The organism is Methanofollis sp. UBA420, from assembly GCF_002498315.1.
Taxonomy (GTDB): domain Archaea; phylum Halobacteriota; class Methanomicrobia; order Methanomicrobiales; family Methanofollaceae; genus Methanofollis.
This window is the reverse complement of the sequence record NZ_DAGX01000002.1, coordinates 541,188-561,185: the sequence shown is the minus strand read 5'-3', so window position 1 is coordinate 561,185 and position 19,998 is coordinate 541,188. Positions and strand designations below refer to the sequence as shown.

24 protein-coding genes are annotated in these 19,998 nt (G+C 60.2%); 8 read left to right on the top strand and 16 right to left on the bottom strand.

Features of this window, described 5'->3' with window-relative positions; genetic code table 11:
- Positions 1–27 precede the first annotated feature (27 nt).
- From BP869_RS02810 to BP869_RS02795, 4 genes are read right to left on the bottom strand one after another with little or no spacing between them, the layout of a single operon-like run.
- Positions 28–1,497, bottom strand: a complete 1,470-nt coding sequence (locus tag BP869_RS02810; RefSeq protein WP_342676688.1) for a condensation domain-containing protein — start codon at positions 1,495–1,497, stop codon at positions 28–30.
- Between the two features lie 38 nt (positions 1,498–1,535).
- On the bottom strand, positions 1,536–1,763 hold the full coding sequence (locus tag BP869_RS02805) for a hypothetical protein (protein ID WP_342676687.1): 228 nt from the start codon (positions 1,761–1,763) through the stop codon (positions 1,536–1,538).
- Positions 1,760–2,026 (bottom strand): class I SAM-dependent methyltransferase, encoded by a 267-nt coding sequence (locus BP869_RS02800; protein ID WP_342676685.1) that lies wholly within the window; start codon positions 2,024–2,026, stop codon positions 1,760–1,762. The genes BP869_RS02805 and BP869_RS02800 overlap by 4 nt, the downstream gene beginning before the upstream one ends.
- Before the next feature lie 34 nt (positions 2,027–2,060).
- Positions 2,061–2,231, bottom strand: coding sequence for a hypothetical protein (locus BP869_RS02795; protein ID WP_342676684.1), 171 nt, complete (start codon positions 2,229–2,231; stop codon positions 2,061–2,063).
- A gap of 50 nt (positions 2,232–2,281) precedes the next feature.
- On the opposite strand from BP869_RS02795, the gene BP869_RS02790 reads away from it, so the two are divergent.
- Together BP869_RS02790 and BP869_RS11810 are read left to right on the top strand one after the other, a co-directional pair.
- Positions 2,282–2,956 carry a TetR/AcrR family transcriptional regulator gene (locus BP869_RS02790; RefSeq protein WP_342676682.1) on the top strand — a complete coding sequence of 225 codons (675 nt, stop codon included), beginning with the start codon at positions 2,282–2,284 and terminating at the stop codon, positions 2,954–2,956.
- Positions 2,957–3,142: 186 nt separating this feature from the next.
- The gene (locus tag BP869_RS11810) at positions 3,143–4,015 is read left to right on the top strand and encodes an acyltransferase family protein (RefSeq protein ID WP_394339008.1); all 873 of its coding nucleotides are present in this window, start codon (positions 3,143–3,145) and stop codon (positions 4,013–4,015) included.
- A gap of 116 nt (positions 4,016–4,131) precedes the next feature.
- Here BP869_RS11810 and speB read toward each other — a convergent pair whose 3' ends face one another.
- Both speB and BP869_RS02775 read right to left on the bottom strand, forming a co-directional pair.
- Positions 4,132–4,998 carry an agmatinase gene (speB, locus tag BP869_RS02780; RefSeq protein WP_342676677.1) on the bottom strand — a complete coding sequence of 289 codons (867 nt, stop codon included), beginning with the start codon at positions 4,996–4,998 and terminating at the stop codon, positions 4,132–4,134.
- A gap of 45 nt (positions 4,999–5,043) precedes the next feature.
- Entirely contained in the window at positions 5,044–5,424 is a 381-nt protein-coding gene (locus BP869_RS02775; protein ID WP_342676676.1) for a translation initiation factor IF-5A, read from the bottom strand.
- Between the two features lie 67 nt (positions 5,425–5,491).
- Here BP869_RS02775 and BP869_RS02770 point away from each other — a divergent pair, with 67 nt between their 5' ends.
- The 3 genes from BP869_RS02770 to BP869_RS02760 all read left to right on the top strand — a co-directional run bounded on the left by BP869_RS02770 (position 5,492) and on the right by BP869_RS02760 (position 7,879).
- Entirely contained in the window at positions 5,492–6,268 is a 777-nt protein-coding gene (locus tag BP869_RS02770; protein ID WP_342676675.1) for a bifunctional fructose-bisphosphatase/inositol-phosphate phosphatase, read from the top strand.
- A gap of 5 nt (positions 6,269–6,273) precedes the next feature.
- Complete coding sequence (locus BP869_RS02765; protein WP_342676673.1) at positions 6,274–7,092, top strand: NAD(+)/NADH kinase; 819 nt, start codon at positions 6,274–6,276, stop codon at positions 7,090–7,092.
- A 76-nt stretch (positions 7,093–7,168) separates the two neighbouring features.
- Positions 7,169–7,879: a DUF169 domain-containing protein gene (locus tag BP869_RS02760; protein ID WP_342676671.1), complete on the top strand. Its 711-nt coding sequence runs from the start codon at positions 7,169–7,171 to the stop codon at positions 7,877–7,879.
- A gap of 459 nt (positions 7,880–8,338) precedes the next feature.
- Here the strand turns inward: BP869_RS02760 and BP869_RS02755 are convergent, their stop codons facing one another.
- From BP869_RS02755 to BP869_RS02740, 4 genes are read right to left on the bottom strand one after another with little or no spacing between them, the layout of a single operon-like run.
- Positions 8,339–8,794: a hydrogenase maturation protease gene (locus BP869_RS02755; RefSeq protein ID WP_342676669.1), complete on the bottom strand. Its 456-nt coding sequence runs from the start codon at positions 8,792–8,794 to the stop codon at positions 8,339–8,341.
- Between the two features lie 25 nt (positions 8,795–8,819).
- Positions 8,820–9,701, bottom strand: coding sequence for a glycine betaine ABC transporter substrate-binding protein (locus tag BP869_RS02750; RefSeq protein WP_342676668.1), 882 nt, complete (start codon positions 9,699–9,701; stop codon positions 8,820–8,822).
- 23 nt (positions 9,702–9,724) lie between these two features.
- Entirely contained in the window at positions 9,725–10,576 is an 852-nt protein-coding gene (locus BP869_RS02745; protein ID WP_342676667.1) for a proline/glycine betaine ABC transporter permease, read from the bottom strand.
- A complete protein-coding gene (locus BP869_RS02740; RefSeq protein ID WP_342676666.1) occupies positions 10,573–11,793 on the bottom strand; it encodes a glycine betaine/L-proline ABC transporter ATP-binding protein in 1,221 nt (406 codons plus the stop codon). The genes BP869_RS02745 and BP869_RS02740 overlap by 4 nt, the downstream gene beginning before the upstream one ends.
- A gap of 328 nt (positions 11,794–12,121) precedes the next feature.
- Here BP869_RS02740 and BP869_RS02735 point away from each other — a divergent pair, with 328 nt between their 5' ends.
- Genes BP869_RS02735 through BP869_RS02725 form a run of 3 tightly spaced genes read left to right on the top strand, consistent with a single transcriptional unit; the run spans position 12,122 to position 14,701 of the window.
- Positions 12,122–12,613, top strand: coding sequence for an amino acid-binding protein (locus tag BP869_RS02735; RefSeq protein ID WP_300163617.1), 492 nt, complete (start codon positions 12,122–12,124; stop codon positions 12,611–12,613).
- Entirely contained in the window at positions 12,613–13,599 is a 987-nt protein-coding gene (locus BP869_RS02730; RefSeq protein ID WP_342677391.1) for a homoserine dehydrogenase, read from the top strand. The genes BP869_RS02735 and BP869_RS02730 overlap by 1 nt, the downstream gene beginning before the upstream one ends.
- Positions 13,583–14,701: a helix-turn-helix domain-containing protein gene (locus tag BP869_RS02725; RefSeq protein ID WP_342676662.1), complete on the top strand. Its 1,119-nt coding sequence runs from the start codon at positions 13,583–13,585 to the stop codon at positions 14,699–14,701. Before BP869_RS02730 ends, BP869_RS02725 begins: the two co-directional genes overlap by 17 nt.
- A 425-nt stretch (positions 14,702–15,126) precedes the next feature.
- Here BP869_RS02725 and BP869_RS02720 read toward each other — a convergent pair whose 3' ends face one another.
- The 6 genes from BP869_RS02720 to BP869_RS02695 are packed head-to-tail and all read right to left on the bottom strand — an operon-like array spanning position 15,127 to position 19,992.
- On the bottom strand, positions 15,127–15,741 hold the full coding sequence (locus tag BP869_RS02720) for an ABC transporter permease (protein ID WP_342676660.1): 615 nt from the start codon (positions 15,739–15,741) through the stop codon (positions 15,127–15,129).
- On the bottom strand, positions 15,735–16,376 hold the full coding sequence (locus BP869_RS02715) for an ABC transporter permease (protein WP_342676658.1): 642 nt from the start codon (positions 16,374–16,376) through the stop codon (positions 15,735–15,737). The genes BP869_RS02720 and BP869_RS02715 overlap by 7 nt, the downstream gene beginning before the upstream one ends.
- Positions 16,376–17,506, bottom strand: coding sequence for an ABC transporter ATP-binding protein (locus tag BP869_RS02710; protein ID WP_342676656.1), 1,131 nt, complete (start codon positions 17,504–17,506; stop codon positions 16,376–16,378). Before BP869_RS02710 ends, BP869_RS02715 begins: the two co-directional genes overlap by 1 nt.
- A gap of 20 nt (positions 17,507–17,526) precedes the next feature.
- On the bottom strand, positions 17,527–18,423 hold the full coding sequence (locus BP869_RS02705; protein ID WP_342676654.1) for a glycine betaine ABC transporter substrate-binding protein: 897 nt from the start codon (positions 18,421–18,423) through the stop codon (positions 17,527–17,529).
- Between the two features lie 36 nt (positions 18,424–18,459).
- On the bottom strand, positions 18,460–18,969 hold the full coding sequence (locus tag BP869_RS02700) for a hypothetical protein (protein WP_342676652.1): 510 nt from the start codon (positions 18,967–18,969) through the stop codon (positions 18,460–18,462).
- Between the two features lie 42 nt (positions 18,970–19,011).
- Positions 19,012–19,992, bottom strand: coding sequence for a TIGR00341 family protein (locus BP869_RS02695; protein ID WP_342676650.1), 981 nt, complete (start codon positions 19,990–19,992; stop codon positions 19,012–19,014).
- Positions 19,993–19,998: the final 6 nt, after the last annotated feature.

The window sequence follows — 19,998 nt, the reverse complement described above, 5'->3', positions numbered from 1 at the left end:
TCACTCTTTTTGGATTCTATCAGACAATCATGGGTGGATGGCCTCGACCGATTCCAGTGCGTTGTCGCTGACCTTCTCCGGGAAACCGAGATATTCCAGTGCACGGTTCCGTATCCTGATCATATCGGGCTCCCGAGAGGCAGTTTGGTTCTCTTTCGGTTCGGCAAACGTCATGGAATAGACCAGTCTGCCCCCGATGCTGACGCCCCCGAGCACCAAGGGCATGGAATTGCTGACCGGAGGCAGGAAGGTTATGCTCTCTATCCGGAGATCTCCGTAGGTGTCCGGGATGTTGAGTCTCCCGAGGTTGGACGCAACAGTTCCGGGAGTTATTTTCTCATAATTACGGGCAAAAGAGAACGCGATATTCTTCGTATCCCGGGAAAACCTGGACAGGGTGGCGGTCCGCGTATATGCCTCAGGAATACTTTTTTTCAGCGATGCAAAACAGGCAAATGCATCGATAAACGAAGGATCGAAATCCGGGACTTCCATGCCGGCCGAGTCCAGTTTTTCCACCCTTTTGTGGATCTCGGCATGCAGCACGGAAACATTCTCCCTGAAGGGTTTTTCGGATTGATACGTGAACGAGAACTGCGAACCCCCGACACAGAGACAGAATACATCGCCAACCGGCGGGGTTGCATGTCTCCGGAGATCGAAGGGTATGGATACAACCCTGAAATTTCCGGCAAATGCACCGGCAATGTCCTCGTGCGCGGCAATACATGCCGCTGTGATTGCGGATCCGATGGTGACGCCCTCGTTCCGACAGCGGGCAGAGAGAGATGCCGTCTCCTCCGGTTCGAGTTTCAACAACACAGCACCGTAATCCCATTTTTCCCAGTACGCTGTGATGATCGCATCATAATCCTCTTGAGAAAAGTAATGCGGGCTCTTTCTCCACTTCCAGTTGCCGTAGGTCGTGAAGAGACGCGTCAGGAGTGCTTTTAGTGAGACCCCCCCATTTTTCGGGAGGAAGTCCATCATATCGGGGGGAGAAAGTACGGTGATTTCCTGCCCCGGATTGGCGTATAACTCCAGGAGATCGCGGACAAGGTTTGCCAGTGCCATGCCGTCGCAGATAGTGTGGTTGCATACGATCACAAGGTCGGATATGTCCGGCGAATGTATCAGCACAAACCTGATGAGCGGCCCTTTTCCCAGGTCGAAAGGTATCCGCTGTTCGGATTTCATCTCGGAAAACCACTGTGTATCCGAAGTCCTTTGTACGACCCGCAAAGGAGGAGGGGGAACATTGTCATCTGAGAACCAGGCATCATGACGGCCATCGACAACTATCTTTGCACCGATAAAAGGGTGCATTCGGAGTACCTTTTCAAGGGCGCGACGCAGATCAGGTTCTGATATGGTGCCGCGTATCCGGGCAACGACCGCGACATTGCATCCGGGATACATGTAAAATACCCGTTCGGTATTGGTCATCTTTCTGATGCATCCGGGAATGTGCGAATTGGCATTTTTCATTTCTGTCATGGTGTTCTCTCTTTTCGGGATTTTGTCTCTAACCTTACTCACAGTTTCAGGAACTTCCGGTCGATCTCAAAACAGACACAGCCGCGTTCGTTCCACCAGGTGCAGACCTCGCAGGTGGTGTGGTCGCGGGTGCACCGCCGCCCCGCGGATTCCAGGGGGCAGTCGTCGCGCTTGGCGCATCCCCAGCAGCAGGTGCCGGTCGCTCTCCCGGCGATAAAATTGGGGTTCAGGTATGAACCCGATCGCGTTCGTCCCCACTTGCTCATTCGCTGTCGCCTCCGGTACCAGGACAGATACCCCGCGGGCTGAACCCTTCGCTCCCTGCATTCTGTACGACGTCATCGAAATACCGGGCGCGGGTGCGGATGAAAGTGCTCCACCCCGGCATTTTCCGATCGTATTTTTTTGCGATCGCTGTTGTTTCCAGCGGATGGTCTCTGGCCCACTCAAGCATCTGGCGACCGACGAAATGGACCGCACAGGGGTCCAAAAAAATGCTTCTGTCTTCCAGCAGCATCGATTCGGCCATTGTGCTCGGGCCCGCTTTCATGCTTCTTTTCTCATCAGAGATCGTCGTAGGTGACGGTACCTGCATCGGTGTTCATCTCCTTGTGTTCCCGCGGGGGAGGGACGGCGCCGCTGAGCACTCTCCTTCCGCTGGTTTTCGAGGCCCATTTCATGGCACCGCCCTTCTCCGATCGTGTTCTGGCCACCGCGGCCATCGGCGTTGCCATTCTAATGGATCAAATAACATACTGAATAGAATGTTATTAAACCATTTGGTATGGATGTCTCCCGGAGGTACGACTATTTAAATTCGAGAAAAAAGAGAAATGATTCATCAATGCCAAAGGTCGTTCCTGAGTACAGGGAAGATGCAAAACAGCGAATTATACAGGCAGCGATGGAGGCGATTGCCGAACGCGGTTATGCACAGACGACCATCGAAGATGTCGCCAAAAAACTCGGGGTGAGCAAGGGGGCGGTGTACTGGTACTTTTCGAGCAAAGAAGACCTGCTCCAGGAAGTTTTCGCCACAATACTGGCAGAAATACAGAGAGTAGCCTATGATGGCTATAACCGCCCGTTTGAAGAAGTACTGACCCTGATCTTCGAGCGGTACAGTCTCAGCGATGAAAAAAGGCGGGCTCTGTTCTACGAGATGTTTGCGCTTGCGTCACGGAACACGCCAAGAGTCGGGCATGTCGTCCTCGAGTACGTCAACGGCATGGTCTCCCTGGCAGAAGAAGGAATTAAAAGAGGACAGCAAAAGGGCACCATCACCACAGAGACCGATGCCCGGACTCTGGCGCTCCTGATCGTCGCATTGTATTCGGGGATTCAGGACTATGCCCTGACGTACATGGATCATGCAGAAATGCGTCAACTCTGGCTGGATGCAATGCGCCTTCTTCTGAAACCTCCGGATATGCCGGGTCCTGCCGATAAAAAAGTGTGAAGTGGGCTATGTAGAACCGCTTGAAACTTTCATGAGCGATTCTACAGAACCCGGCCCTCATTTTATCTTCCTTCGTCACCGGGATGGCCATATCATTGACGCTCGATGACGACATGCCCCGCGGAAAAAACAGATCGAAAAGGCTATGACGATCCATTCATCAGTGCCTATCATATGAGGTGACATATGGGGCGGTTTCTCTTTCTGGATGCGATCAAAGCTTTTGCAATTCTTCTTGTCATTTTCGTTCACATGCAAAATTTCCTGTCGGCGGTCGTCATAGAGAATTATTACGTCTTCGAGTTCCTCACATTCATCGCGCTGGCCTGCTTTACATTTGTATCCGGGTATGCCATCTACGAGAACAATACGACCCTCCGGGACAGAAAGGAAGTCCTGCATTTCTACAAAAAAAGAATCGTGAGGATATACCCTCTCTACCTCGCCGCACTCTTCGTCTACTTCCTCTGCTTCCAGGTATTCGGCCTCTTCCCTCCGCTCCACTACAGCATTCCCGAATGGGTTGCTAACATCCTCTGTCTTCAGGTAATCTTGGCACCCGCATATATCGAACCGATCTTCACCCTCTGGTTCATCGGTTTCATCATGGTGCTGTATGCCATGTATCCCGTATTTTCCGGGCGGCCCGGTCGGACGAGGATACTTCTTGCCGTAAGCATCTTTGCCGTTCTGGCCATCCTTCATCAGATCCTGAACATCATCGACTATCGCTTCTTCCTGTACTACTTCTTCTTTATTGCCGGAATTGCCGCGGCTGAAGGCAACCGCCGTTTCCTTTTTCTTGAGCAACCCCTTAAAAAACACGAGACGAGCATTTTTCCTGCCATCGGAGCGCTCGCGTACGCATCGTACTGCATCTACCTCTTTCACATGCCGGTTTTCTCCCTATCGGGTCAGTTCATTTCCTGGCTGAACCTTTCGGGATATTTCCAGAACGGAGTACTCCTGTTCGTCGTCATCCCTGCCATGGCCTGTCTCTGTTATGGTGTCCAGAGAGTGTACGATGCCGGGATCAAGAGCAGGAGGGGCAGGGTGTAGCATGTCCAGATCTTTTCGGCCTCTATCTGGAGGATATTTCAGAGGAGGGCGCCGCCGTTCCGGCCCCGAGAGTATGAGATCTCAAAAGCGAAAGAAGAAAGATCAAAAAGAGGGGCTCAGAGCCCCTCAATCCCGGCCTCATGCCAGGCGATGAATTCCCGGATCAGTTTTGCCGCCACCGCCGCTGTCTGGCCCGCGTCGATCGGACAGACCTCGACATAGTCGAAGCCCGACGCCCGCGCCGCAAAGGCCCGCACCACGCTCCGCAGGTCGCGGGGCGTGATCCCGAAAGGTTCGGGCGTCCCGAGGCCCGGGGTGAGACAGCAGTCGACCGCGTCCGCGTCGATGGAGAGATACAGACTCCGGTCGCCGATGATATCCTTGATATCCCTGATCACCGCCTCAATGCCCCGTTCCGCGACATCGTCGGCCGTATACATGTGGAGCCTCTCCGACTCCCCGACGAGTTCGAACTCCTCCGCAGGCCCGCTCCGGGCCCCGATGATGAAGATATCCTCCACGCCGAGGTCCATCACCCGCCGCGTCGCGCAGGCGTGGTTCCACTTCGTCCCGCCGAACTCGTCGCGCAGGTCCAGGTGGGCGTCGCAGACGACATAGCACGCGGGCTTCACAGCCTCGACCGCACCCGGCGTGACCGTGTGCTCGCCGCCGATCAGTATCGGCACCTTGCCGTCCTGCACAATCATGGCGGCTGTCTCCCTCACCTGGTCCACGACGAGGTCGGGGAGAGAGAGCACCTCAAGGTCGCCGAGGTCGCAGACGGAAACGTCCACAAGGTCGATACCCGGGTCAGGGATATAGGTCTCGAAGTTGAACGAGACTGCCCTGATCGCGCCGGGTGCGTCGCGGGAACCTGCCCTGTACGAGGATGTCCCGTCATACGGCGCCCCGAAGATCACATAGCCGGCGTCGGCATACTCTGCTCCGGCGTCGGCAAAAAGAGTATTTAGGAAGACTTCCATGAATGCTCCTCCTGAGCACCGCTCCGACCAGATGGCCGTGCAGGCTCAGAAGTCCAACTTCTTCTTCCCGAGTGCCTCGATGTACTGGACTTCTTTGCCAGCCTCCATCTCGGCGACCTTGTCCTCAGGGACCTCAATCTCAAACATGGTGAAGTCCTTGACGTCCATCATCTGGACGGTGGTGCCCGTGATTGAGATCACCTGTCCGACCTTCCGCTCAACGACCGGCACATAGACCTTCGTCGATACCGGCTGGACGATCGAGCGTTTCTGGCCGTCAAAGATACCGACGACATCGATACGGGCCTTGGCCGCACCGTGCTTGCCGGGCTTTGACGTGGCAATTCCAAGGATCTTGCAGGGCTCATCGTCGACCACAACATAGCGGCCTTCCTTTAACTTACCAGTCTCAGTCTGTTCCTTCATTGAGTTCACGCTCGCAGTAGTAATTTATCATGACGGCCATAGATAAATACAACGCACGTGAGTTTGCATGGACTTCATCAGGTGGTGCGAAAATCTGGCCGGGATCGTCGAGGATGCCACGCGGGATCTTGCCGGCAGTCCTGAGGGCGGAAAGTATATCCGGATGGGCGCAGACGGCACCCCGACCGAGCTGATAGATCAGGCCGCGGAGGAGTGCGTTATCGCTGCCCTCAAGGACGATCCCTTCTGCCGCCGCCTCATCTCCGAGGAAGCTGGCAGCGTCGATGTCGGCGGGGAAAAGGGGACGGTCTACCTCGACCCCATAGACGGCACCTATAATGCAGTCCACGGTATCCCGTTCTACACCATCTCCATCGCCTATGGCGAGGACGGCGTCCTGACAAAAGGATATGTCCGGGATCTCTGCACTCACGAGACCTTCACGGCGGAGAAGGGGAAAGGAGCCTTCCTCGACGGGAAACCCATCCATGTCTCAAAGACGTCCCTGCTTGAAGACAGCGCACTCTCAGTCTACGGGAGGAAGTTCGACCCGGCCTCGGTGCTCAGGCTCGGGCAGAAGGTGCGGCGGTGGCGGCTCCTCGGCGCTTCGTCCCTTGAACTCGCCTATGTCGCTGCCGGCAGGCTCGACGGCTTCGTGGACGTCAGGAACACCCTCCGCATCACCGACGCCGCCGCGGGGATCGTCCTCTGCGAGGAAGCAGGGGGGACGGTGACAGGACTGGAAGGAAGCCCTGCCGCCTTCCCCGACGAGGTGAGTATCGGGAGGTGCCTGGTGGCCACGAACGGCGTCCTCCATAACAAGATCATCGAATACCTGAGGTAACAGACGTGAAGGCCATCCTGATATCCCGTATAGACATGCCCGAAGTGCTCTCCTATGCCGTGGAGGTAGAGGAGCTCCTCCTCTCGTACGGCTACCATGTGGCCCTGGAAGGAAGCACCGCCATTGCCCTCGGGAGAGGCGGGGAAGGGGAGTGGCTCGACGAGACCGATGCCGACATCGTCGTCGCCGTTGGCGGGGACGGCACGGTCCTCCTTGCCGTCAGGAGGATGAAGAGGCAGATCCCGATCATCGGGATCAACAAAGGGCATGTGGGCTTCCTCGCGGACCTCGAGTCCTCCGAGGCGCAGGCATTCTTCAGGGACCTTCAGAGGAAGATGAGACTCGAAATGCGGATGCGTATCGCCCTCAGTGCCGGGGGAGAACCCCTGGGCACAGCCCTCAACGAAGCGGTGATCGTCACTGAACGCCCCGCGAAGATGTTGCGGTTCACCATCGTCATCGACGGCATCGAGGTCGAGGAGTTCAGAGCCGACGGTCTGGTCATCGCCACGCCGACCGGTTCGACGGCCTATGCGATGAGCGGCGGGGGGCCCATCGTTGACCCGAAGTTCGACGGCTTTCTCCTCGTCCCTCTCGCACCCTACATGCTCTCTTCACGGCCCCATCTCATCGAGAGCAGCAGGGATCTGCGGATCAAGCTTGAAAGCGACAAACCGGCTCAACTCGTCTTCGACGGCAGAGGGAGCACGACACTTATGGACGGCCTCGATATCTCGGTGAAAAGGGCCGACGCACCGGCAATCTTCATCGACGCCGGGAAAAATTTCTTCCTGAAGGTGCGGGAGAAACTTCACAGTCTATAATTTCCATGATATATTTGCTGGCAGGCACATTTTTATGGTGCATGGGGGAGAGGAGTAGACTACAGGAGGAACAAAAATGAGTGACATAAGGACGAAAATCGATTATGCGGCTGCTTCTGAGGCTCTGAAGAAAAATCTCAATTTATCGCACTCGCCGGTGGCCGTCGGGTTCGTGCAGTCGAAGGAACAGATCCCCGCGGGGATGGAGGAACTTTCCGAGACCACCCGTCACTGCCAGATGGTCAACCTCGCCCGGAAGGAGGGGAAGGTCTTCTACGCCACTGCAGAGAAGCACGCCTGTCAGGGCGGCGCCTGGGCCCTCGGCCTGAAGGCGATCACGCCGAGCCTGAAGAGCGGGGAGTTCTATTTCAAGCTCGGCAAGTTCGATACCTGGGCTGCCTGCAAGCGGACGATCGACCAGATCCCGCACGTGGAGTCGGGGCTGACCTATGCGACGATGTATGCCCCGCTCGAAAAGACGCCCTTCACCCCGACGGTCGTTCTCATCGTGGCCGAGCCGCGTGTGATGCTCAAACTCGCCCAGAGCGTCCTCTACAAACTCGGCGGCAGGATCGAGTCGAATTTTGCTGGCATCCAGTCGGTCTGCGCCGACACGACCGCCCAGACTTATCTCAACGGCAAGGTGAACTTCTCCCTGGGCTGCGACGGGTCGCGCAAGTTCTCCGGTATTGCTGACGGCGAGATGGTCATGGGCATCCCGGTCGAACTCCTCCCCGAGATCGCCGCAGCGCTCCCGGTCGTCACCGGCGCGCCCGGGTCGATCTGAGATTTTTTTCTTTTTTTTCCGATTCTGTTGAACTCCTCGTGCTGGGGTTGATGTAGATCACCGGTCCCCTGAGGAGAGATGTGACACATCAAAGATGTGCACGCACAGGAAAATATTTGATATCCTCTGTTCTTGAACTCGCTGGTGCTCGTCTCCCAGATCAGATGAGATGGGGGATACAGAAAAAGAAAGTGGGAAGAGGGGATTGCCATATTCCTGCCTATCATAATGGTGGGGGGACCGGGGAGTGAACCCCCCGGGGGAGAACACCAACCGCCTTCCCCTCAACACGGGCCGGGGGACTACTCGAAGACTTCGTCTTCTCGTTGCCCCCGGACCCCTGAAACAGGATTGGGACAGGGAAGACAGAACAGAGATCCTGAGGGGGGAGGTTGCTGTATCCCCGACTATCCTTGAGTGCAGGAGCTGCAGGGGGCGGCAGCCCCCTGTCTTGGATTTTCACTCCCCGCCCACATCCCCTTCTTGCACCGCGCGGATCACCGCGTCGCATGCGGCCGGGACTGCGGCCTGCACCTCGGGGGTCATCTCGTCTGAGAATGCCTCGATCTCTCCTCCTTCGATCCCGACGATGACCACCTCTGCCGTGACCCCGACCTCTCGGGCGAGGGCGACCGCCTCCGCGATCCCGAGGTCGTGAAGGGACATCGGGAAGACCGATGAGGGAGGCACCTCATGGAAAACCCGGACCTCGCCCGGTATTCCCATGCCGGTCATCGCGTCCACGATGACGACGCGGTCGCAGTCCTCCATCAGGGGTATGAGCCCGAACCCGCCGAGGCCCCCGTCGACGATATCGAGTTCCGGGTGTCTTGCAGAGAGACGCTCCATCACGGCGTGGCCGACACCGTCGTTTCCCATGTATGGGTTGCCGCAGGCAATGACGCGGACTTTCATCAGAAAAAAGGGGGGTTCTGTAGTATTATGCCTTCCCGAGCCAGGCATTGACCTGGTCTGGATGGGCGTCGATCCACTTCTGTGCGGCGTCCTCGTGGGACATGCCGTCCTCGATATCGAGCATCACCGACCCCATGTCTTCGGGAGTCCAGGAGAAACGCTTCAGGATTGCATAGGCCTCGGGATCGTCCGCGGCCAGGCCGGTGCGTGCAAGAGTGCCGATGTACTCCTCGTCACCATAGATTCCCTTCGGGTCTTCAAGATACTTCAGGTCCCAGCGGGCGAACTTCCAGTGCGGAGTCCACCCGGTGACCACGACCCATTCTTCCCTGTCAACGGCCTTTTTCAGGGCCGAGGCCATGCCGGCGCTCGAACTGTAGACAATGTCATAGTCAAGGCCATATGCCTCGACTGCGTCCTCGGTCGTCTTCATGACCCCGGCACCCGCGTCGATGCCCACGATCTTCCCTTCGAACCTGTCCTTTACACTGTTCATCTCTTCAATGGAGTCGATGGTCACATAGGCCGGGACAACGAGACCGATCTTCGCGCCTTCGAGGTTCTTGCCGACCAGGTCGAGTTGGTCCCCGAACTCGTCCATGTAGGACTTCTGTGTTCTGGGAAGCCAGGCCGAGACCGTGCAGTCCACGTCGCCGCTGGCGACGGCCTGGTAGAGGGGTGCGGCGTCGACAGCGGTGATAGTGACCTCATAGCCCGCCTTCTCGAAGACCTGCTTGATCACATTGGTGCTCGCGATCTCTGAGTCCCAGAGGACGTAGCCGATGGAGATCGATTTTTGTTCTGAAGGCTGTGTTCCTGCGTCCCCGGTGCAGCCGGCGGTGAGGACGAGTGCTGCGGCCACGAGGCCGACCAGAATACATGCGATTGTTTTGCTGTTTTTTATCATACTATCAACTCGGGAAAATGTTTTCATCGTTCTGTACGCGCGGGTGCCAGGCTCTGGGTCACCCGGTCTAGGATGATCGCGATGATCACGATCGCAAGGCCGCCCTCGAAACCGAGGCCAATGTCGAGGCGCTGGATGCCCTCCAGCACTTTGTAACCGAGACCCTGGGCCCCGATCATGGCGGCGATCACCACCATCGAGAGGGCCATCATGATACACTGGTTGATGCCGGCCATGATCGTCGGCAAGGCGACAGGCAACTGGACCTTGATCAGTTTCTGCCTCTCGGTGGTCCCGAAGGCGTCGGCGAGTTCGGTCAGTTCCCTGGGCACCTGCTGGATCCCGAGAGTGGTGAGCCTGACCACAGGCGGCATTGCAAAGATGACGGTGGCGATCATGCCGGGCACGTTGCCAAGGCCGAAGAAGACCACCGCGGGAATGAGGTAGACGAAGGCCGGCATCGTCTGCATGAAGTCGAGGCCCGGCTTGACGATCCTGTGCGCCGTCTCAGAACGCGCCGCAAAGATACCTGTCGGTATCCCGATGAGAAGCGCAAAGAGCGTGGCCACCAGGACCAGCGCAAGCGTTTCCATTGCAAGGGGCCAGAGATGCAGGTCCCAGATAAGGAGGAGGCCGATCGCGGAACCGACGGCGAGTCTGGTGTTGCGTTTTGTGACAAACCAGATGAGCGTCGCCGCCACGACAATGAAGACCGGTGGTGGCAGGAGGAGGAGGAGGGACTTCATCCCGCCGATGATCGCGTCCAGCCCGTCGCTGATCCAGTCCAGGGCGACGGCGAAGGTGATCTCGATCCACTCGACGAGAGCCTCGACTGCATCGCCGAGTGGGAGCTTCGGGAGGTCGAAGGAAGTCATACAAGTTCCTCCTCACCGTTGCCGGAGACGGCCAGGGCGGCAAGGAGAGAACCCCTGACAATGACGCCCTTGAGTCGGTTGCAGGCGTCGACGACTGCAACAGGATACTGGCTTGTGGCCACCACTCCCATCAGGTCGCGGACAGGCGTCCCCGGGTTCGTGACCGGAGTGTCGGTGATCAGGATCTCCTCGATGTTCGTCTTCTTTGCCCGTGCCGCTGCGACGGCATCGTCAACGGTCACCAGGCCCCTCAGGACCTTTCCTTTCCCGACGGCAAAGATGGTCGAGATCCCGTGCTCCTCCATTAATTTCAGGGCGACCCTGGGGCCGGAAATGATCGATACAACAGGTTCGGGAGGCTTCATGACGCCTTCCGCGGTGAGCACTCTGGTCCTGTCGACGCCGGCGACAAAACTGGCCACATAGTCGTCGGCCGGCGAGGTGAGGATCTCTTCGGGCGTACCGACCTGCACAATGCATCCGTCCTTCATCAGGGCGATCCTGTTCCCGAGTTTGAGGGCCTCGTCGAGGTCGTGGGTGACAAAGATGATCGTCTTCGAGAGTTCGCCCTGAAGGTCGAGGAGTTCGTCCTGCATTCCTGTCCTGATAATGGGGTCGAGGGCGCTGAATGCTTCGTCCATCAGGAGGACGTCGGGGTCGCTGGCAAGGGCGCGGGCCAGGCCGACCCGTTGTTTCATGCCGCCGGAGAGTTCGTCGGGCATGCTCTCCTCGTAGCCGGCAAGGCCCACCATCTCGATGGTCTTTCCTGCCTTTTCGATCCTTTCTTCCTCCGGCATCCCCTGCACCTCCAGTCCGAAGGCGACATTCTCGATGACGCTCCTGTGGGGGAGGAGGGCGAAGTTCTGGAAGACCATGCCCAGTTTCTTCCGTCTCACCTCCCTGAGTGCGTCCTCCTCAAGAGAGGCGATGTCGGTGCCGTCGATGAGGATCTCCCCATGGCTTGGTTCGATGAGGCGGTTGATGCACCGGAGAAGAGTGGACTTTCCCGAACCCGAGAGGCCCATGACCACAAAAATTTCACCTTCGTCGACAGAGAGGTTCACGTCCCTGAGGCCGACGGTCTGCCCGGTTTCCTCCAGGATTTCCTGTTTTGTCTTCCCTTTTCTGAGAAGGGAAACGACTTTTTCCGGATGTTTTCCAAAGATATTATATAACGATCTGATTGTAATTTTGGGTTTAACCATCTCCTTATTCATGAAAGCCTCCGCTATGCGGTCTTCAAAACCCCCTTGAGGGCAGGGAATCTCTAATGCCCGGACAATACCGGCAGTCCTGCCAAACCCCGCATGAATCAACGTTGAACACCGGAATAAGGCGCCCAAAACAAGACGATACTTGCATTCACGCGGTAAGCAGGAGCTTATTGTACTGATCAGTCATACTTCTGCGGTCATATCATAAATATATTTTTGATTTGATATTCCGGAGGTGAAGGAAAGGGCCGGTTTGTCCGTGATCGATCGGAATAAAAGGCTTATCTTTTCGGCGCGAGAATACTACATCGGTGGTTTGGTGCAGGTATCCATGAAGATAGAGGTGAAGGACGCCCCCGGCCAGCTGGTGGCCGCCCTCAGGCCGATCTCCGATGCCGGCGGGAACATCATGGCCGTGATCCACGAGTGGGACCCGACGCTGAGGCCAAAGACCAGGATCGTCCAGGTCGTTCTCGACCTGCCCGAGGAACGGCTCGACGGCCTGATCACGACTCTCAAAGCGGCGGGGGTGACCATCCTCAGGCTCGGCGAGGAGCGTCTCCTCCTGAAGCGGAGCGTCATCATGATCGGTCACCTGATGCACACCGACCTCTCAGACACCGTCGGCCAGATCGACCGGACAGGCTATGCCGAGGTCGTCGAGATGCATATGACGATGCCTGGGATCGCCCAGAGGTCGTCGGCCCTCCTCACCATCTCCGCGACAAACCGGACGCATATGGACGAGGCTGTGAAGATCCTCCGCACGGTGGCGAAGAAGAAGGATCTCCTCCTCGTCGAACCCCTGGAGGAGGTGGCATGATGCGGGTCGCCATTCTCGGTCTCGGGTCTGTGGGACGGGGCGTCGCTTCGATGCTCGCCAGGAAGGGCCTCGGGATCACGGTCACCGGCATCGCCGACTCGAAGAGCGGGGTCTGTGACCCTGCGGGTATCGACGTCGCCGCCGTGCTTGAGAAGAAGGCGAAGACCGGCCTCTGCGGCGACCCGGCCGTGACGGCCAGGTCGATCGCGGAGGGCGGCGAGTACGATGTCCTCGTCGAGGTGACGCCCACCGACGTGGAGACCGGCGAACCGGCCCTCACCCATATCAGGGCGGCCCTCGCCATGGGAAAGCACGTCGTCACCTCGAACAAGGGGCCGATGGCCCTCTACTTCAGGGACCTGACGGCCCTGGCAGAGGAGCATGGCGTACAACTCAGGTACGAGGCGACGGTCTGCGGGGCGATCCCGATCATCCAGACCATCCAGCACGGCCTTGCCGGCAACACCGTCCACGCGGTCTATGGCGTCATGAACGGAACCTGCAACTATATCCTCACCAGGATGGCGGACGAGGGCCTCACCTACGACCAGGCCCTTGCCGAGGCGCGGGAACTCGGTTATGCCGAGGCCGACCCGACCTTCGACGTGAAGGGGATCGATACCGCCCTCAAACTGGTCATCCTCGCCAATACGATCTGGAATAACGGCGTCACCCTGAAGGACGTCGAGTGCACGGGCATCGACCTCCTGACTGCGGAGGCGCTGACCCTTGCCGGGAGCCAGAACTCTACCATCAGGCTCATCGGCGAGGTGGTGCCGGAGATGGGGCTGCTGCGGGTCTCGCCGCGGATCCTCCCGAAGAAACATCCTCTTGTCGTCCGCGACACCCTGAACGCGGTGACTGTCGTCACCGATATGGCCGGGGCGATCACCGAGGTCGGGAAGGGGGCGGGGTCGGTGGAGACGGCGAGCGCCGTCATCGGCGACCTGCTCTTCATCAAGAACTGTCATGTCAAGGGTCATTGAGAAGAGGCGGGACATTCTCGCCCTGATGCGGAGATCGACTCTCGAAAACGGGCATTTCACGGTGCAGGAGATCGCGGAGGGGAGCGCCCTGCCGCGGAGCACGGTGCAGGACTGGGTGAACCGTCTCCTCGACGAGGGGTGCATCGTCCAGAAGGAGGAGAGGCGGGGGCGGCACCCGGCCGTGTATGCCGTCGCCTCGGCCCTTCCCGCGAGCGCGTGCCGGCGGATCTTCACGACCGTCGACGGCGACAGGGTGGAGTGCTACCATGAGTGCCTGAGCAGCGGGTGCGCCGCGTTCTGCGCATACCACCATGGCCGGGCAGGCGGGGCGCTCGTCCATGTGCAGAGGGACGGCACCCTCCTGCGGGAGTGCGGCACCCTCACCGAGCACGAGGTGGAGATCGGCCTCGCGCCCCGGCCTGCCGTGGGCGTGGTCGGGATCAGGCGGGAGGGGGACGAGATCGTGCAGAGGATCCGGTGCACCGGCGGCCCGGCCTACTCCCTCACCGACCAGATGGCCGAGGCGGAGGGGGTCTGCTCGGTCGTGACCAGGAAGGTCGAGGGGGGGATCGTCGAGGGCGAGGTGCGGACGCGGGCCCTCGTCCTGGTCGGGATCGGCGTCGACGACACCGACAGTGCGGAAGGAGGGGCGACCTTTGCCCTGGCCCTCGCCCTCCTCCAGCACCTCAGCACCCTGGACGGGGTGATCCCGATCGGCCACAGGGTGGCGATGCTCAAGCCCGACCTGCCGGAGAGGACGGCGGGCAACTCGTGCAGTTATATCGAACTCGCTGCCGACCAGGCCGCCTGCCCCGGCATCGCGGAGAGGGCCCGCCGCTTCGTCGCCGCCGAGGCCCTCTCCCCTGAATGGGGGATTGCCCTGCGGCACGGCTTCTGCCCTCTCCCCGAATTGCGGGCCTTCGGCGCCCGTGCGAGGGCCGAGGTGGTCACCGTCGAGGAGGCGCGGGAGGTCGCCGCCCGGAACGGCGTTCAGGTCTGCGGAGGCCGCGGCGTCATCGGGGCCCTCGCCGCGGTGGCCCTGCGGGGTCTTCCGAACAGGATCCTCCTCGACCCGTTCGCGCCGGTGAATCGGGCGCCGTGAGGGGTTTCGGCCCTTACGGTTCTTTTTTTCTGTCCTCCAGGGGGGGCCGGATTCGCCGCCCTCCCCATTCTGCTCACCGGGACGAGTCCCTTGGGATATCTATGATATCCTGCGTTCTCATACTCGCTGGCACTCGCAGCCCATTACAGGATAGGGGCGAGATGGTAATCTCCGCCTCTTGAAGCCTCTGTTCTTTCTTCCCCCGTCCAATCCCGCTCTTCACTGGGGGGCTGCCGCCCCCCAGACCCCCTGCCATCAGGATAGGCAGTAGGATGAGGATTTCCTATCCCAGGATATCTTATTCGCTCTTCCCCGATCCTATCCTGAGCTGGGGGATGACCGGGGAGTCACGAACCGAAGACCTTCACATATTCCCTTCACCGCCTTCCCCCCATTTTCTATCTCCCCCCTTCATTCTCTTCTCTCTACCCCCCGACCCTCCCCCCCTCGACCCGCCTCTCCAGGACGGAGATGAGGAGGTCGACCGCGATGGCCAGCAGGACCGCCGGCAGGGCGCCGGCACAGAGGGTCATCATGTTGCTGCCGGCGAGGCCCTCGAAGACCAGTCCGCCGAGACCGCCGCTCCCGATGATCGCTGTGAGGACGGCGACGCTGTTCGTGAGGACTGCGGCGAACCTGACCCCGGCGAAGAAGGCGGGATAGGCATGGGGGAACCTGATGTGCCGGGTGATCTGCCTGTCTGTCATGCCGATGCCGGTCGCCGCGTCGATGATCCCGGGGTCCACCGTCGAGAGGCCGATCCAGGTATTCTTGACGATCGGGAGGAGGGCCCGGAGGACGAGCACGACGATCGCCGGGTAGAACCCGATGCCGAGCAGGGGAACGACAAAGGCGACGACGACCAGGCCGGGTATCGCCTGGGCGAGGTTTGCGGCGGCCATCACCACCGCCGCCACCGTGCGGGAGGAGAGGGAGAGGACGGCAAGGGGCAGGGCCATGCCGACGGCGATGAGGAGCGCGGCATACGCCAGGACGACGTGCTGGAACGTCGCCGCGATCACCGTCTCGACGGCTACCACCGGCCGTACCTCCGTTCGAGGCGGCGCTCGACACACCCGGCAATGCCGTCCGAGAGGACCGCGAGGACGCCGACCCAGAGGCCGGAGACCAGGATCAGTTCGGGGATGTTGTTGAAGATCCCGGTCTGGAGGGGCACGCCAAGGCCGCCCGCCCCGATCAGGCCGCCGAGGGTGACGACGCCCATCGCGAAGACGACGGCGATCCTGATCCCCCCGGCGACGAGGGGGAGGGAGAGGGGGATGCGGACATGGAGCAGGACCTCCCTTTCGGTGAGGCCGAGGGCCTCGGCCACCCCGATCTCGTCGGGGCCGACGCCTGTCAGGCCGGCATGGGTGTTCCTGGCGATCGGCAGCACAGAGTAGAGGATGCAGGCGACGACGGTCGGCACTGCCCCGATCCCGACGAGAGGGATGAGGAGGACGAGGAGAGCGAGGTCTGGCACGGTTTCGAGGACGTTGAGCGCGGCAAAGCCCGGGCCGGAAAGTTGTTCGTACCTGAAGAGAAGGACGCCGACGGCGACACCGATGACGATCGCGGCGGCAAGGGCGACGGCGAACATGCCCAGGTGCTCGACTGTCCGTGCCGTGAGGTCGTAGTCCTGCCAGATAGAGAGGACAAAATCCGCGGCGTCCATCAGATCAGCCTCATCAGCACTTCGTCCGCGAGGAAGAGGCCGACAGGCCTCTCCCCTTCCATGACCAGTCCGAAGGACGCACCCGCCTCTTTGAGGTCGCCGAGGGCCGCGGCCGCCGCGTCGCCGGGCGCGAAGACCCGAGGCATCGCGGCGATCCCGGCCAGGCCCCCCTCATCGTGGCGCTTCGTGAAGGCGTTGCGCCTCGTCACCGTGCCCGCGACCCCGCCCCCTTCCATGACGATGGCGACGCCGGTGTCCTCCCTCATCATCGTCTCGAGGGCCGAGAGGATCGAGGTGGCGCCGTCGAAGAGATAGCGCGCCAGGACAGGCGTCATCAGGTCCCTGACAGAGAGAGTGTCGAGGTACCGGAACTTCCTGTCGGCGCCCACCATATGCGCGACGATATCCGACGCCGGGGCGAGGATGAGGTCTTCGGGCGTGCCGACCTGCACGAGGCGGGCGTCGTGCATGACCGCCACCCTGTCTCCGAGGGCGAAGGCCTCGTCGATGTCGTGGGTGACGAAGACGATCGTCCGACCCAGGTCGTGCTTGATCCTCTTGAACTCGTCCTGGAGTTGTTTCCTGAGTATCGGGTCGAGCGCGCCGAAGGGTTCGTCCATCAGGAGAAGAGGGGGATCCATCGCCAGCGCCCGGGCCAGTCCCACCCTCTGCTGCTGCCCGCCCGAGAGTTCGCGCGGGGAGCGGCCGGCATAGGTCTCGGGCGGGAGGTCGACGAGGCCGAGGAGATGCTCGACCCTCTCCCTCACCTTCTCCTTCGTCCAGCCTTCGAGGGTCGGGATGATCCCGACATTCTCCCCGACGCTCATATGGGGAAAGAGGCCGATCTGCTGGATCACGTAGCCGATGTTCCGCCTGAGGGCCACCGCCTCGACCCCCCCGACATCGACGCCGTTGATGCGGACGCTCCCCCGGTCTGGCTCGATCAGGCGGTTGATCATCCGGAGTGTCGTCGTCTTTCCCGACCCGCTCGCCCCGATCAGGATGAGGAGTTCGCCGCCGACGACCGTGAGGTCGAGGTCCCTGACGGCATACCTGCTGCCATATGTCTTCGTAAGGCCCGATATCTCGACCTTTTCGATCCGCTCGAAGAGCCTCTGGTGCGGTGGCATGGGGGGAGGAGGGACAGGCCCTATCCTGCGATCAGGCCCTCTGCGACGAGATAGTCGCGGGCGATCTGCCTGGCGTCCTTCTTCTCGACGTCGAACTGGTAGTTGAGCTGCCGCATCTTTTCGGCGTCGATCCTGTCGGAGAGGACGGCGAGCGCCGCGGTCGCTTTCTGGTCCCCCGCGATCCGGTCGTTCGCGAGGATGATCGCGTGATAGGGTGGGAAGGCCGACTTCTCGTCCTCCAGGATGCGGAGTTTGTACAGGTCCACCCGCGTATCGGTCGTGTACGGCGTTATGGCGTCCACCTCGCCGTTTTTGATCGCCTCGTACATCAGGGTCGGCGCCATCTGCCTCGCCTCCCCGAAGGTGAAGGTGTACACCTTTGCCAGTTGCGGGAGGCCGTCCTCCCTGTTCGGGAAGACGTAATCGGTCCCGAGGACCATCTCCCCGGCATGGGGAGCGAGGTCGGAGATCGTCGTCACGTTCTTCTCCCCGGCCCATACCTCGGGCACGGCGACGGTGTAGTCGTCCCTGAACCCGACCTTCGAGAGGACAGTGACCCCTTCGGCGTCAAGCCCGGTCTTCACCTCGTCGTAGACGGTGTCGGGGTCCCATTCCGTCATCTGGGGGAGTTTGAGGAGTTGCGAGTAGGCGGTGCCGGTGTATTCGACATACACGTCCACCTGCCCCTTCCTGATCCCCTCATAGAGGGTGGCGTCGTTCATGTTCGCCTTCACCTCGGTGGCATAGCCCTCCTCCCCCAGGAGAAGGGCGATCATCTCGGCGAGGATGTACTGTTCATTGAAGGTCTTCGCCCCGACGACGACCGTCTGCCCCCCCTGTCCCGGCACTCCCGCACACCCGGCGGCCAGGACGAAGGCGGCGCAGACGACGACCACCGCAACCGCTCCGGTCCTCATATCAGTCACCTGATGCACGGGTACCGTTCATCGCTGTTAAAGATTCCTTCCGCCCCACGGACCGGCAAGCCTCCGTGTCACGGTAATGATTTCTTCAATCCCCCCTTTGTCTGCGAATCCCGACACTCTCCACCTGACCGTTCCCTCCTGGTCGAGGAGGTACAGGTAGGCGCGGGAGGGATCGTCCATCCCGAGCACCTTCCTGATCCGCTTCGTGTTCTCAAAGACGGTGATGATAGAGCCGTACTTCGCAGGGTCGATGCCCTCCCGCATCCCCGCATTGATCACGCCTCCGAGAAAGAGTTCGTTCTCTTTCTCGATCACCGGCACCTCATAGAATGCGATCTTCGGATCGCCCGCAAACTCCTCCTCAAAAGGCGTCCGCCACGAGTCGATCATGGACTGGGCCCCCCTCTGCACGGCCACGGCGATCAGGGCGACCATCCCCTTCAGGTCCTTGGGCAGGATCACCTTCCTTCCTTCGAGAGAATGCCCGGAGAGAAGGGGAAAACGCGCCTCGACGACCTCTGCTGATATCCCGGCCATAGGTGCCGGACGGCGCCATGTGATATAGGGTTTCTCCCCATCTCAGATCGGCGGGGTGGAGAGGAGGATGCTCAGCCCGAAGAGGAGGGCGATCAGGATGATAATGAGGACGGCCGTCCGTGCGATGTACTTTTTCGCGGCGATCTGCTCGTAATATGCCCGCGAACCTATCTGCAGGGAGAGGGTGGCGATCAGGGCCCCGGCCATCATCCCGATGACGTTCTCCAGGACGAGAACCGTCGAGGGGAGGAGGCTTTCCCTGATGAGGACGAGGGAGATGCCCATCACCGCCGTCGGGGGCAGGAGGGCGGCGGCGATCGCAACGCCCGCGATGAGGTCGGACATCCCGCGTGCGAGGGCGAGCACCGAGGCGAACCCGAGGAGGACGGCCATGACGATGTAGATCGGGCTGACGACGGTGCGGGAGAGGATCTCGGGCGTGATGGAGAGTGGCGTTACAAAGTGGAGGAGGTAGGTCGTCGCGGCCGAGAGGGCGAAGACGCAGGAGAGGAGCGCTGCAAGGACAAGGATGCTCTGGAGGCCGTCACGCACCTTCCCGATCGAGATGTTGATCGCGAAGCCGTAGATGGGCCCCAGGATCGGGGAGAGGAGCATCGCCCCGATGATCACCGCCACATTGTTGAGAAAGAGGCCGGTCAGGGCGATGATCCCGGCGATCGAGGTGAGGACGAGTTTTCCCGCGTCAAGCCTCTGGTACGGCCGGGTGGTGTCGAGGAGCTCCTCGATCGGGGTTTTTTCCGGCTGTTCCGTCTTCTCCTCGACCTTCTTGAGGTACGGCGAGATGACGAAGTCCGGCGAGGAGACCTCGATGAGGTTCTCTCTATACCGCAGGTCGAGGAGGGGCCTGACCTTCTCGATGAAGGGGTCGAGGTCGTTGTCAGGGAGAAAGAGTTTGACCTCGTAGATCCCGTCCTCCCGGAGGACCACATGGTGGATCCCTTCGAGGAGGAGGGAGAGATTCTCGTAGTCCTCCTTTCGTGCGTTGATCAGGACTTTCTTCATCTTCGT